This window comes from Vibrio sp. 2304 (assembly GCF_033339475.1).
Taxonomy (GTDB): Bacteria; Pseudomonadota; Gammaproteobacteria; order Enterobacterales; family Vibrionaceae; genus Vibrio; species Vibrio alginolyticus.
In genome coordinates, this window is sequence record NZ_JAWOUQ010000011.1 from 67,582 (window position 1) to 81,193 (window position 13,612).

Consider the following 13,612-nt stretch of genomic DNA (forward strand, 5'->3'; position numbering starts at 1 on the left):
ATTAGAATTAATAAAAAACCAGGCTTATGCCTGGTTTTTTGCTATTTGGCTTTAATCCTGGATTTATCAATAACATTCAAGCTTTCAGCATATTGAAATAACGTTCACTTACGATCTTCCTTTTCTGCCATATCGGCTAATCGTTTTAAACGCTCTTGAATTTTCGGTGGCGCCATGTCGGCAATCGTCATTAATGACTTTGCTGCAGATTCGGTTAGTGGTGGACGCTTAGGTCTGTCGTCTTGTTGAAAGCGGTTTCGATATAGTGAAGGATTGATCCTCACTTCAACGCTCATCAGCTTGGCAAAGCCTTGAGTACGAAGTTTATTTAGGATCATGAGGCGATCGTAATCGATCTTCATTTTGATCGCGGCACTAGAGACATCGATCAATAGATGGCCGTTACGAACATTCGCTACTCGGCAATGATCGGCCGTCCCCGTGGGTAAGACCTCTTGCAAAGCTTGGTTAAGCTGTAAGATTTCTCCAGCATGTTCTTGAATCTGCTTGAACTGTGACTCAGCAATAACATCTTCAGTCGAGGTTGGACGGTGATCACGCATAGGTAAAATCTAATTTTGTTGAGATATAGCTATTCTAGAGCAGCTTTCTATCAAGGTATAGTTTACATTAACGTCTTTAGATTCAGTTTTACAATGTAGCAAGGTAAAAAGCAAAGTTTGCTCTGGATGGATTACACATATTGCGGTATGCAATATCGGCTAATCAGTCACCACTTTAAGTAAAAACTTCAGAGTGCTTCAAACAAATACGTCTATTTATGGTTGTATCGATTAAAAATCCTTACACTAAGCCACATTGTTTCAAAACTTAGCCTTGAAATATGGATGTTTGAACTCAATATCTTTGATAAATGATTTATCTCAGTATTCTTAGTTCCAAACTGGCAGAGACTGAAGGCATTATGAGTAGATCGGGAACGGTCTGAATAAAGAGAGATTCACGAAAAATGATAACTAAGCTACTGACAAAAGTGATTGGCAGTCGCAACGACCGAACACTGCGCCGCCTTAGAAAAATTGTAAAAGAAATTAATAACTATGAGCCAACATTCGAGGCTCTAAGTGATGAAGAGTTAAAAGCAAAGACGGTTGAATTCCGTGAGCGCCTAGAGAAAGGTGAAACTCTTGATAAACTACTTCCAGAAGCTTTTGCTACGGTTCGTGAAGCATCTAAGCGTGTCTACGGTATGCGCCACTTCGACGTCCAGCTTATCGGCGGTATGGTTCTAAATGCGGGTCAAATCGCTGAAATGCGTACGGGTGAAGGTAAAACGCTGACGGCAACGCTTCCTGCTTACCTAAATGCCCTGGCTGGTAAAGGCGTTCACATTGTAACAGTGAACGATTATCTAGCTAAACGTGATGCAGAGACAAACCGCCCTCTATTTGAATTTTTAGGTATGACTGTTGGCGTAAACGTGCCAAACATGCCTCCTCAAGAGAAAAAAGAAGCGTACCAAGCTGATATCTTGTACGGAACGAACAATGAATTTGGTTTTGACTACCTTCGTGACAATATGGCCTTCCGTAGCGAAGACCGTGTACAGCGTGATCGCTTCTTTGCAGTTGTCGATGAGGTGGACTCAATCCTAATTGATGAAGCTCGTACTCCTTTGATCATTTCTGGTCCTGCTGAAGATAGCTCTGAGCTATACACCCGAATCAACCTTTTGATCCCGCATCTTAAAAAGCAAGACAAAGAAGACTCTGAAGAATATCGTGGTGATGGTCACTACACTGTTGATGAGAAATCAAAGCAAGTATACCTCACAGAAACGGGCCAAGAGTACGTTGAAGAACTGTTGGTGAAAAATGGTCTTATGGAAGAGGGTGACACACTTTACTCTCCGACTAACATCAGCATGTTACATCACGTGAATGCCGCTTTGCGTGCTCATGTGTTGTTTGAGCGCAACGTTGATTACATCGTTACTGACGAAGGTGAAGTAGTAATTGTTGATGAACATACTGGTCGTACAATGCCAGGTCGTCGTTGGTCTGAAGGTCTTCACCAAGCAGTAGAAGCGAAAGAAGGCGTTAAGATTCAAAACGAAAACCAAACTTTGGCTTCGATTACCTTCCAGAACTACTTCCGCTTATACGAAAAACTGTCTGGTATGACAGGTACTGCGGATACTGAAGCGTTTGAGTTCCAATCTATTTATGGCTTGGAAACGGTGGTTATCCCAACCAACAAACCAATGATTCGTAACGATATGCCGGATGTGGTGTACCGTACCGAAGCTGAGAAGTTTGCTGCAATCATTGAAGATATCAAAGAGCGCGTTGCGAAAGGTCAGCCAACATTGGTTGGTACCGTATCGATTGAAAAATCAGAACTACTCTCCAACGCCTTGAAGAAAGCGAAGATCAAACACAACGTATTGAATGCGAAATTCCATGAGAAGGAAGCGGAAATTGTTGCTGAAGCGGGTATGCCGGGTGCGGTAACTATCGCGACCAACATGGCCGGTCGTGGTACGGATATTGTGCTTGGCGGTAGTTGGCAGTCAAAAGTGGAAGCTTTGGAGAACCCAACTCAAGAACAAATCGATGCGATTAAAGCAGAGTGGAAAGTGGTACATGATCAAGTACTAGATGCTGGTGGTCTACACATCATTGGTACTGAGCGCCACGAATCTCGCCGTATTGATAACCAGCTACGTGGTCGTTCTGGTCGTCAAGGTGATGCGGGTTCATCGCGCTTCTACCTATCTATGGAAGACTCTTTGTTACGTATTTTCACTTCTGATCGTATGGCGAGCCTTATTCAAAGTGGTATGGAAGAAGGTGAAGCTATTGAATCGAAAATGCTTTCTCGCTCAATTGAAAAAGCACAGCGCAAAGTGGAAGGTCGTAACTTTGATATCCGTAAGCAGCTACTAGAATACGATGATGTGGCGAACGATCAGCGTAAGGTTGTCTACGAGCTGCGCGACGAATTGATGAACGTTGAAGACATCAGCGGTATGATCGAGCAAAACCGTGAAGATGTGCTAACCGCGGTTATTGATGAGTACATCCCGCCACAATCACTAGAAGATATGTGGGACGTTGAAGGTCTGCAAGAGCGCTTGAAAGCAGACTTCGATCTTGATGCGCCAGTGAAGCAATGGCTTGAAGAAGACGATAAGCTTTACGAAGAGGCGCTACGCGAGAAGATCATCAATCTAGCCGTTGAAGTGTACAAAGAGAAAGAGGAAGTGGTGGGTGCGCAAGTGCTTCGTAACTTCGAGAAATCGGTTATGCTTCAAACTCTGGATACGCTTTGGAAAGAGCACTTGGCAGCAATGGATCACTTGCGTCAGGGTATTCACTTACGCGGCTATGCGCAGAAGAACCCGAAACAGGAATACAAGCGTGAATCGTTTGAACTGTTTGAAGGTCTACTAGAAGCGCTGAAAACTGATGTGATTACTGTTCTATCTCGCGTTCGAGTTCAGCAACAAGAAGAAGTTGAACGTATGGAAGAGCAACGTCGTGCGCAAGCTGAAGAGGCCGCTCGTCGTGCTCAAGCGCAACACGCAGCAGCACAAAACCCTCTTTCTGAAGGTGAAGAATCTGAAGAAGGTTCAAGTCAGCCAATGGTACGTGATGAACGTAAAGTAGGTCGCAATGAGCCTTGCCCTTGTGGTAGTGGTAAGAAGTATAAACAGTGCCACGGCAAGATCGACTAACGTATTAGTCAGATAATTTTTTAAAGAGTCGCCTAGGCGGCTCTTTTTTTAAGCAAATTCTGTGGCTGTCGAATTTCATAAGTTTTGATAGCATCGGATAGTTTTAGAGATGCAAAGACCGTTGAAGTGTAACGGCTTGAGAGTTAGGAACCCCTATGAAAAGAATTCACATAGTCGCGGCTATTATTTTTAACCAAGACAAATCAAAAATTTTTATTACGAAGCGTCCAGACGACAAGCATAAAGGCGGGTTTTGGGAGTTTCCCGGCGGGAAAGTCGAGTCAGGAGAAAGTATTGAACATGCTCTAGCAAGAGAACTTGAAGAAGAAGTAGGAATTGAAGTTACTGAGCAAGCCCTTTTCGAGCATTTGGAATATGACTATCCAGACAAATCACTTAAGTTTGATTTTATTACGGTATCTAAGTTCAGTAATGAGCCTTATGGCCGAGAAGGTCAAGAAGGTCGCTGGGTTGAGATAAGAGAATTGGGTAACTATGCCTTTCCTGAAGCGAACGTGCCTATCTTGGAGCGTGTCGTAAAAGAGTTCGCTTAAGCCTGATGAACTTGCTTGTGGTAACCACGGTATGTTGTTAGTTTAAATAGATTAAGCGAAACGAGAGAACGAGAGCAAACCTCGTTATCCAGAGAAGGAGAGAAAGCGCAATGGTTCGTATTGCAATCGCAGGAGCAGCAGGCCGAATGGGCCGTAATTTGGTTAAAGCTTCACACCTTAACCCAGAGGCGACAGTGAGCGCGGGATCAGAACGACCTGAGTCCTCACTTGTCGGTGTCGATATCGGTGAACTTTGTGGTGAAGGCAAATTCGATGTGTTCTTAACGGATGATCTTGCTAAAGACGTCGATAATTTTGATGTAATCATCGATTTTACTGCCCCAGTAAGTACGTTGGCGAATCTTGAACTGTGTAAGAAGCATGGAAAGAGTATTGTGATTGGGACGACTGGTTTCAGTGATGCAGAGCGTGAACTGATTGACGAAGCCGCTAAGCAAGTGCCTGTTGTCATGGCTCCTAACTACTCTGTTGGTGTGAACCTAGTATTTAAGCTTCTTGAGAAAGCAGCCAAAGTGATGGGCGACTACTGTGATGTTGAGATTGTCGAAGCACATCATCGTCATAAAGTTGATGCTCCTTCTGGTACCGCTATCGGGATGGGCGAAGCCATTGCTGGTGCGATGGGCAACAAGCTGAATGATGTAGCTGTCTATGCGCGAGAAGGTATCACAGGTGAACGTACTAAAGATGAGATCGGCTTTGCTACAATTCGCGCTGGCGATATTGTCGGTGAGCACACAGCCATGTTTGCTGATATCGGGGAACGAGTGGAGATAACGCACAAAGCGACCGATCGTATGACGTTTGCTAATGGCGCCGTCAAGGCCGCTGTTTGGTTGAGTGCCAAACCTGCGGGCTTTTATACCATGACAGATGTTTTGGGATTGAATGAACTCTAAATACATAATTATTCGCCGGCGGTAGCCGGCTTTTTTATATCTATAGAATTATTTGTAAATGAAATGATTCTAACAGAAAGTATTTTGGCACTTACTTTTGTTGTTGTTTTGGTTGTTTTGTGGGGGTTTTTGGTTTTGATGTCTAAAAACTAATGTCTTTTTTGTTGGGTGAACGTTTGCGTGAAAAACTCATACTTTTTTGTGATCTCTAAAAAGTTCAAATTTGTAAAATTCATTAAACCTCTATGCCTCTCTATGTAATAGCATGTAAAAGTTATCTTTTTGGGCCTTACTGATTCAAAATGACCTTACTCGCTAGAAATTAATCATTTATTTTTGATTGTAGGTTGACAGGTTTCGAGTCCAACTTTAGAATACCGCCAATTTGTCTGAAATACCTATTTATGTAGATTTTATAGGTAAAGGAAGGCATGTTTGCAGTTTGATTTATTTTTTTTGCATTTTTATTCTGGAGGTTGTCTTGGGTAAATTAGCACTGTTGGTCCTAGAAGATGGGACAGTGTTCCGCGGAGTGTCCATAGGGGCAGATGGTCTTTCCGTTGGTGAAGTCGTTTTTAATACCTCGATGACGGGGTATCAAGAAATCCTCACTGATCCTTCCTATTCTCAGCAAATCGTCACTCTCACTTATCCTCACATTGGCAATACCGGAACCACTTCCGAAGATGAAGAATCCTCTTCCATTCATGCACAAGGCCTTGTGATTCGCGATCTTCCTCTAATCGCTTCTAACTTCCGTAACGAACAATCCCTCTCTGATTATCTTAAGTCGCAAAATATCGTTGGCATCGCTGATATCGATACTCGTAAGCTCACTCGTATCCTGCGTGAAAAAGGTGCTCAAAACGGCTGTATTGTTGCGGGCAACAACCTAGACGAAGCTTTGGCACTAGCGAAAGCAAAAGAATTCCCAGGCTTAAAAGGAATGGACCTTGCGAAAGAAGTTACAACAAAAGAAGCGTATCAATGGAAGCAAGGTTCGTGGACGCTTGAAGGTGGACTTCCAGAGGCGAAAGATGACAGCGAGCTGCCATACCACGTTGTCGCTTACGACTTTGGCGCAAAACGCAACATCTTACGAATGTTGGTTGACCGCGGCTGCCGCTTAACGGTTGTACCTGCAGAAACGTCAGCGGAAGAAGTTCTGGCACTAAATCCAGATGGCGTATTCTTATCGAACGGCCCTGGTGACCCAGAACCATGTACTTACGCGATTGAAGCAACCAAAGTGTTCCTAGAAAAAGGCCTGCCAATTTTTGGTATTTGTCTAGGTCACCAAATTCTGGCGCTAGCATCAGGTGCGCAAACGGTGAAAATGAAGTTTGGTCACCACGGTGCAAACCACCCAGTAAAAGATTTAGAGCGTAACGTTGTGATGATCACTTCGCAAAACCACGGCTTTGCGGTAGATGAAGCAACATTACCGGAAAACTTACGTGCTACTCACGTATCGCTATTTGATGGCTCTTTGCAAGGTATCCACCGCACAGACAAGCCAGCATTTAGCTTCCAAGGTCACCCAGAAGCGAGCCCTGGTCCACATGACGCGGCACCGCTATTTGACCACTTTATCGAACTAATCAAAAAACACAGCGCTTAATTCGGAGTAGTAGATAATGCCAAAACGTACTGACATTCAAAGTATTCTAATTCTTGGTGCTGGTCCGATTGTTATCGGTCAGGCATGTGAGTTTGACTACTCTGGCGCACAAGCGTGTAAAGCTCTTCGCGAAGAAGGCTACCGAGTTATCCTGGTTAACTCTAACCCAGCAACCATCATGACTGACCCAGAGATGGCAGATGCGACTTACATCGAGCCGATTCAGTGGGAAGTTGTACGCAAGATCATCGAGAAAGAACGTCCTGATGCAGTTCTGCCAACTATGGGTGGTCAGACAGCACTTAACTGTGCGTTAGATTTAGAGAAGCACGGCGTTCTCGCAGAGTTTGGCGTAGAGATGATTGGTGCAACGGCTGATGCAATCGACAAAGCGGAAGACCGTTCTCGTTTTGATAAAGCGATGAAGTCTATCGGCCTTGAGTGTCCTCGCGCAGATACAGCGAAGAGCATGGAAGAAGCTTACAAAGTTTTAGATATGGTTGGCTTCCCTTGTATCATTCGTCCATCGTTCACCATGGGTGGCACTGGTGGTGGTATCGCGTACAACAAAGAAGAGTTCGAAGAAATCTGTCGTCGCGGTCTGGACTTATCTCCGACCAACGAACTTCTTATCGATGAGTCACTAATCGGTTGGAAAGAGTACGAAATGGAAGTCGTTCGTGACAAAGCGGACAACTGTATCATCGTATGTTCAATCGAGAACTTTGACCCAATGGGCATCCATACGGGCGACTCAATCACGGTTGCTCCAGCACAAACACTGACTGACAAAGAATACCAGCTTATGCGTAATGCATCGCTAGCTGTTCTGCGTGAAATCGGTGTTGAAACAGGTGGTTCAAACGTACAGTTTGGTATCAACCCGAAAGATGGTCGTATGGTCATCATCGAGATGAACCCGCGTGTATCTCGCTCTTCTGCGCTAGCATCAAAAGCAACAGGCTTCCCAATTGCGAAAATTGCCGCGAAACTGGCTGTTGGCTTTACGCTAGACGAACTACAAAACGACATCACAGGTGGTGCAACACCCGCGTCATTTGAACCAACTATCGACTACGTCGTAACTAAGATCCCTCGCTTTAACTTCGAGAAATTTGCTGGTGCAAACGATCGTCTGACAACTCAGATGAAATCGGTTGGTGAGGTAATGGCGATTGGTCGTAACCAACAAGAATCTCTTCATAAAGCACTGCGTGGCCTAGAAGTTGGCGCAACTGGTTTTGATGAGATGGTCGATCTGGAAGCGCCAGATGCACTGACTAAGATTCGTCACGAACTTAAAGAAGCAGGTGCAGAGCGTATCTGGTACATCGCCGATGCATTCCGAGCGGGTATGTCAGTCGACGGTGTGTTCAACTTGACTCAAATCGACCGCTGGTTCCTGGTTCAAATCGAAGAAATTGTAAAACTCGAAGAACAAGTCAAGGCGGGCGGCTACGCAGGTTTGACCAAAGAAGTGCTTCGTCAGATGAAACGCAAAGGCTTCTCTGATGCTCGCTTGTCTAAATTGCTTGGTGTCGCTGAAAGTGAAATTCGCCGTGCTCGTGAGCAGTTTGATATTCATCCGGTTTACAAACGTGTGGATACATGTGCAGCAGAGTTTTCTTCTGACACGGCTTACATGTACTCATCTTACGATGAAGAATGTGAAGCAAACCCAACAGACAAAGATAAGATCATGGTTCTTGGTGGCGGTCCAAACCGTATCGGCCAAGGTATCGAATTCGATTACTGTTGTGTCCATGCATCACTTGCGCTGCGTGAAGACGGTTACGAAACCATTATGGTTAACTGTAACCCAGAAACGGTATCTACTGACTACGATACGTCTGATCGTCTGTACTTCGAGCCAGTAACTCTGGAAGATGTACTGTCTATCGCTCGCGTTGAAAAACCAAAAGGTGTGATTGTTCAGTACGGTGGTCAAACGCCACTTAAACTGGCTCGTGCTCTAGAAGCGGCTGGTGTGCCAATCATTGGTACTAGCCCAGATGCTATCGACCGTGCGGAAGACCGTGAACGCTTCCAAGCCGCTGTTGACCGTTTAGGTCTACTTCAGCCAGAAAACGCGACAGTAACAACGATGGAGCAAGCGGTTGAGAAATCGAAAGAAATTGGCTTCCCATTAGTTGTTCGTCCATCTTATGTACTCGGTGGTCGTGCGATGGAAATCGTGTACGACGAGCAAGACCTGCGTCGCTACTTCAACGAAGCAGTAAGCGTATCGAACGAGTCTCCAGTTCTGCTAGACCGTTTCTTGGATGATGCAACCGAAGTTGATATTGATGCTATCTGTGACGGTGAACGCGTCGTTATCGGCGGTATCATGGAGCACATCGAACAAGCGGGTGTTCACTCTGGTGACTCTGCATGTTCACTGCCTGCATACACGCTAAGTCAGGAAATTCAAGACAAGATGCGTGAGCAAGTTGAGAAGTTAGCATTCGAACTCGGTGTGCGCGGTTTGATGAACACGCAGTTTGCTGTGAAAGATAACGACGTTTATCTAATTGAAGTGAACCCTCGTGCTGCTCGTACGGTACCATTCGTATCGAAAGCGACAGGCGCTCCTCTAGCGAAAATCGCTGCACGTGTAATGGCGGGTCAATCTCTAGAGTCACAAGGCTTTACTAAAGAGATTATCCCTCCTTACTACTCAGTGAAAGAAGTGGTTCTGCCGTTCAACAAATTCCCTGGTGTTGACCCTCTATTGGGCCCTGAAATGCGCTCAACAGGTGAAGTAATGGGTGTGGGTGCAACGTTCGCAGAAGCTTACGCGAAAGCAGAGCTAGGTTGTGGTGCGGTTTATCCTGAAGGTGGTCGTGCGCTACTGTCTGTACGTGAAGGTGATAAAGAGCGTGTTGTTGACCTAGCTTCTAAGTTAGTGAAACTGGGTTACCAGTTGGATGCGACACACGGTACAGCTGTAATTCTGGGCGAAGCGGGTATTAACCCACGTTTGGTAAACAAAGTACACGAAGGTCGTCCACACATTCTTGACCGCATCAAGAACAACGAATACACCTACATCGTAAACACGGCTGCTGGTCGTCAAGCGATTGAAGATTCGAAAGTTCTACGCCGTGGTGCACTGGCAGAAAAAGTGAACTACACAACGACACTGAATGCAGCGTTCGCTACATGTATGTCTCATACTGCAGACGCAAAAGCGTCAGTAACTTCGGTTCAAGAGTTACACGCTAAAGTGAAAGCGAGTCTAGACGCGTAACAGATAAAAATCAGTAAGCTCATTAATCAGGGCTTACATGACAACCTCATTGCCCGCTCATTTGAGCGGGCTTTTTTATATCGAGGTTTTTCTAAAATGAAGAGCATTAAAGTGTGCTAGGAACGATTGGTATGCTTCGCTTTTGAAGATCATCAAGCTAATGATGGCAAGCAATGTGCCCAAAGAGGAAGAAATAGTACTACCACTTGCTACAACAAAATTAATGCTGTAGGACTGAGGTATTAAGCCGACCATAACTCTTTAAGCAGATAGGTAATTAGAAAAAGTTAAAATAAGCAGTGTCGAGCTTAAAAACATACTAACTATGGAGTGCTTCGATAGGTTCTTTTTTCTAAGACTAAGTTATAAGTTGATTCTTCAGTATAAAGAGAGTATCCGTTACTTTTTGCAAAAACATCTGCTGCTAGTAGCGAGGGATAAAGAAGAAAAAAACTAGTTACCGATATAGTTAGGAATATCTTACTAGAGTTTTTAAACTCACTTTTAGTTAGGAAATTATTTGATTTTAATGTTTTTACGGACATTCTAGAGCATTCAAATAAGATCAAACTAGAGCCTATAATCAAAATATCAGCCTGATCAAAAGATGAATAACTTTCATTATTATAGATGTTAAGATAAAAGTCTGACAATCCATCAAAACCATATATTAACAGTGATATTGCTGATGCTAATAAAATTATTAAATAAAAAAACACTTGCGTTCGGTCGTAACTCCCTTTTTTCATCGTAACAAACCTCGCTGTATTTCTTGCGAGAAAATCATACTTTGAGTTTTACGTTGAATCTCATTATATTCTTCTTTTGCTCTTCTCTTTGCTTCTATATCTCTTTGCTTTAAGTAAATATCTATAGAGGCTATTAACTTCTGTGTTAAACCTCGTTTATCATTTTCTCTATTCAATAAAAGACCTACAGCCGAGCTTATCAAAATAGCCCCTAATAATGGGCCAGCACTTAAAGTTACAACACTGCCACCCACTGCTGCGGCAAAGTTTACAAATATAGCTGCTGCAGCTGACGATAACCCGATAGTGATTATATCACTAGCTAAAGTACCAAATAGTTTGGCTAAGGTTTGACGGTCATTGAGGAAAAAGTCAATCACTCTGTATGTGGATATTAAGATAATTGTTATTATGCCCCCACTTCTAATGGATTGTAATGCCCCTTCTGGTCCAACAGCGAACTTTGCCACAGTTGGAGTGGGAAGAAATTTTCCTAATCCAGAAAGCTTTGAGTGCATAGCAGGGGAGCCTGTGAGTATGATATGTGGAGCTCCAGAATAATTTTTAACGATAACAGAGCTATTATTTCCGTACAAATAGTTTGATAAGTTGGTTATAAAAACTAAGTCCTGTCCTGTAGCATAATAGTTTGCTGTATTTTCAAACATTCCCTTTATCTTTTCCCAACGTTCTAATTTCGCTTTATCTTTTACATTGTTCTTGACAACGATATCGAAGCTCTCGATAGATAAGATAATGGTTTCTTGATTTCGATGTTGATGATTTGATTTATAAAGTGGGTAGGTGCTTATACTACCACTATTTTTTGAGGATTGATGTCGTGATAAAGGGTAGTTGCTAGTCATGTATTTTCCTCAGATATCGGGCCTTGAGAGCTGACAATGTAAACTCTACATGCTGAACAGATCTTTCATATTCGTCTAGTTTTATATTTAAAGGTAAGCGTTTGATCTCATTATCAGGAATAGATTTGTGACAATGATTCAATTCTTTCTGACAACTAAATTTTATATAAAAGTTTGGAGTCAAGTTTAAGCATTAATTCTATGAAAATTAGGAATAGATTGGTGTCTTGACTTTCCATTGGTAGTTTTGTGAATAAGTGCTACCGTTTCTTCCTCTTTGATACCTCTTCAAAAAGGAAGTGTAGTGGAAATCACGGTTGAGATTTTGTTGGCCTTATTTTTGGTTGCGACTGCCGCAGGCTTTATTGATGCGATGGCTGGTGGGGGAGGGCTCATTACGCTCCCTGCGCTTTTGGCTGCGGGGTTGAGTCCGACTCAAGCTCTAGCAACCAATAAGTTACAAAGTTCGTTTGGCAGTTTCTCTGCTAGCTGGTATTTCGTGCGTAACGGTATTGTCAGCCTAAAGGAAATGCGTTTCGCGATACTCTGTACTTTTATTGGTGCAGCGATCGGTGCCGAGGCTGTGCAGTTTATTGATGCTAGCGTACTCACCAGTTTGATCCCTGTTCTTTTGATAGCCATTTCCCTCTATTTTTTACTCGCGCCAAGTACGAGAAAAATCGATGGAGAACCAAAGTTATCTGAAGCGATGTTTGCGCTATGCATTGGTGGAGGGATCGGTTTCTATGATGGCTTTTTTGGCCCTGGGACTGGATCTATTTTTACTGTTTGTTTTGTTGCACTAGGTCACTTTTCTTTGGTCGAAGCCACAGCTAGAACCAAAATCCTCAATTTCACGTCAAACATTGCGGCACTACTCTTTTTTATCTTAGCTGGGTTGCCAGTGTGGAAGCTTGGCTTAACTATGGCTGTTGGCGGTTTTCTTGGTGCTCAGTTAGGGGCGAAGGTCGTGGTAAGTAAAGGGCAAAAATGGATTCGTCCTCTAGTTATAGTGATGTCGATGCTCATGGCAACGAAACTTCTTTGGCAACAACATCAGCAATGGATTCTGTCAGTGCTTTAACTCGCTCGCTACGATATGTGCTGTGACGTAAGCAGATATGTATTGGTCGAACTAACTGATCTAGCTCTTCAAAGTCATAGCAGAACTTAGGTGTGATATTAAGTGTCGTTAGGATAGATTTAGGGATTAAAGCGGGAGCCATACCTCCCAAAGCCAGTTGTGCTGCCGCAGTATACGAATCCATTTCCATCAAAGGTTCGATTCCGTGTTTGGATAAAATAGCTTGTTGATATGTGTTGGCAGGGTTAGTTAGGTCATTGGTCAAAATAGCTTTAGGTAGTTGTGAAAGTGAATGTCGACTGACAATTGAGAAAGGTTCATCGGCGAGGTGAAGGCTCATTAATCCATGATGAGGTGGTAGATAGCCAGCGCAAAATCCCAATGTAGCTTTGCCTGATTTCACATTCTCAATAATGCGTGGCGTATGATTGGTCGATATTCGTATGTACTGATCATGGGCAAAGTGTTCTGCCATGATCATGCTGAGGTATCCAGCAACTAAGGTTTCAGAGCAGTCTATCTTGATCAAAGAAGTATCTTCTATTTGTTGTTGATCGTAGATTTTTCCTCTTAACTCATTGAACGTTGGCTCGATCGTGTTGATGAGCGCAAGGCCATCGGAGGTCAGCTTTATGTGCCGACCATTTGGCTCTATCAATTTTTTTCCTAACTTCTTCTCTAGATTTGAAATACGTTTACTCACGGCAGATTGACTAATATAGAGTTGACTGCCTGTGCGGCTCATGGTTTTTTCTTTACTGAGGACAAGTAACGTTTCAATACCTTCAAGCAACATAATGATTAATGAAAGTTAGGAATGGTTGAGATAATTTAGCGAATTGCCCAAGAATTGGCGAATCAAATGAGC

Annotated in this window: 10 protein-coding genes; 6 read left to right on the plus strand and 4 right to left on the minus strand. The window is 43.4% G+C overall.

Features of this window, described 5'->3' with window-relative positions; all coding sequences use genetic code 11:
• Window positions 1–104: 104 nt before the first annotated feature.
• Window positions 105–563, minus strand: a complete 459-nt coding sequence (locus R7P64_RS18860; RefSeq protein ID WP_033906094.1) for a DUF721 domain-containing protein — start codon at window positions 561–563, stop codon at window positions 105–107.
• 407 nt (window positions 564–970) lie between these two features.
• On the opposite strand from R7P64_RS18860, the gene secA reads away from it, so the two are divergent.
• From secA to carB, 5 genes are all read left to right on the plus strand, one after another.
• Entirely contained in the window at window positions 971–3,700 is a 2,730-nt protein-coding gene (gene secA, locus R7P64_RS18865) for a preprotein translocase subunit SecA (RefSeq protein WP_047102008.1), read from the plus strand.
• Window positions 3,701–3,855: 155 nt separating this feature from the next.
• The gene (gene mutT / locus R7P64_RS18870) at window positions 3,856–4,254 is read left to right on the plus strand and encodes an 8-oxo-dGTP diphosphatase MutT (protein WP_005387387.1); all 399 of its coding nucleotides are present in this window, start codon (window positions 3,856–3,858) and stop codon (window positions 4,252–4,254) included.
• Between the two features lie 110 nt (window positions 4,255–4,364).
• Window positions 4,365–5,174 carry a 4-hydroxy-tetrahydrodipicolinate reductase gene (dapB, locus tag R7P64_RS18875; RefSeq protein ID WP_005381860.1) on the plus strand — a complete coding sequence of 270 codons (810 nt, stop codon included), beginning with the start codon at window positions 4,365–4,367 and terminating at the stop codon, window positions 5,172–5,174.
• 481 nt (window positions 5,175–5,655) lie between these two features.
• Window positions 5,656–6,795 (plus strand): glutamine-hydrolyzing carbamoyl-phosphate synthase small subunit, encoded by a 1,140-nt coding sequence (carA, locus tag R7P64_RS18880; RefSeq protein WP_213972920.1) that lies wholly within the window; start codon window positions 5,656–5,658, stop codon window positions 6,793–6,795.
• Window positions 6,796–6,811: 16 nt separating this feature from the next.
• Window positions 6,812–10,045, plus strand: a complete 3,234-nt coding sequence (carB, locus tag R7P64_RS18885; RefSeq protein ID WP_005381854.1) for a carbamoyl-phosphate synthase large subunit — start codon at window positions 6,812–6,814, stop codon at window positions 10,043–10,045.
• Between the two features lie 323 nt (window positions 10,046–10,368).
• Here the strand turns inward: carB and R7P64_RS18890 are convergent, their stop codons facing one another.
• Together R7P64_RS18890 and R7P64_RS18895 are read right to left on the minus strand one after the other, a co-directional pair.
• The gene (locus R7P64_RS18890) at window positions 10,369–10,794 is read right to left on the minus strand and encodes a hypothetical protein (protein WP_318123820.1); all 426 of its coding nucleotides are present in this window, start codon (window positions 10,792–10,794) and stop codon (window positions 10,369–10,371) included.
• Window positions 10,791–11,660: a hypothetical protein gene (locus tag R7P64_RS18895; protein WP_017633622.1), complete on the minus strand. Its 870-nt coding sequence runs from the start codon at window positions 11,658–11,660 to the stop codon at window positions 10,791–10,793. The genes R7P64_RS18890 and R7P64_RS18895 overlap by 4 nt, the downstream gene beginning before the upstream one ends.
• 304 nt (window positions 11,661–11,964) lie before the next feature.
• Here R7P64_RS18895 and R7P64_RS18900 point away from each other — a divergent pair, with 304 nt between their 5' ends.
• Window positions 11,965–12,744, plus strand: a complete 780-nt coding sequence (locus R7P64_RS18900) for a TSUP family transporter (RefSeq protein WP_017821480.1) — start codon at window positions 11,965–11,967, stop codon at window positions 12,742–12,744.
• Here R7P64_RS18900 and R7P64_RS18905 read toward each other — a convergent pair.
• Complete coding sequence (locus R7P64_RS18905) at window positions 12,686–13,540, minus strand: LysR family transcriptional regulator (RefSeq protein ID WP_213972918.1); 855 nt, start codon at window positions 13,538–13,540, stop codon at window positions 12,686–12,688. The genes R7P64_RS18900 and R7P64_RS18905 overlap by 59 nt on opposite strands.
• Between the last annotated feature and the right edge of the window lie 72 nt (window positions 13,541–13,612).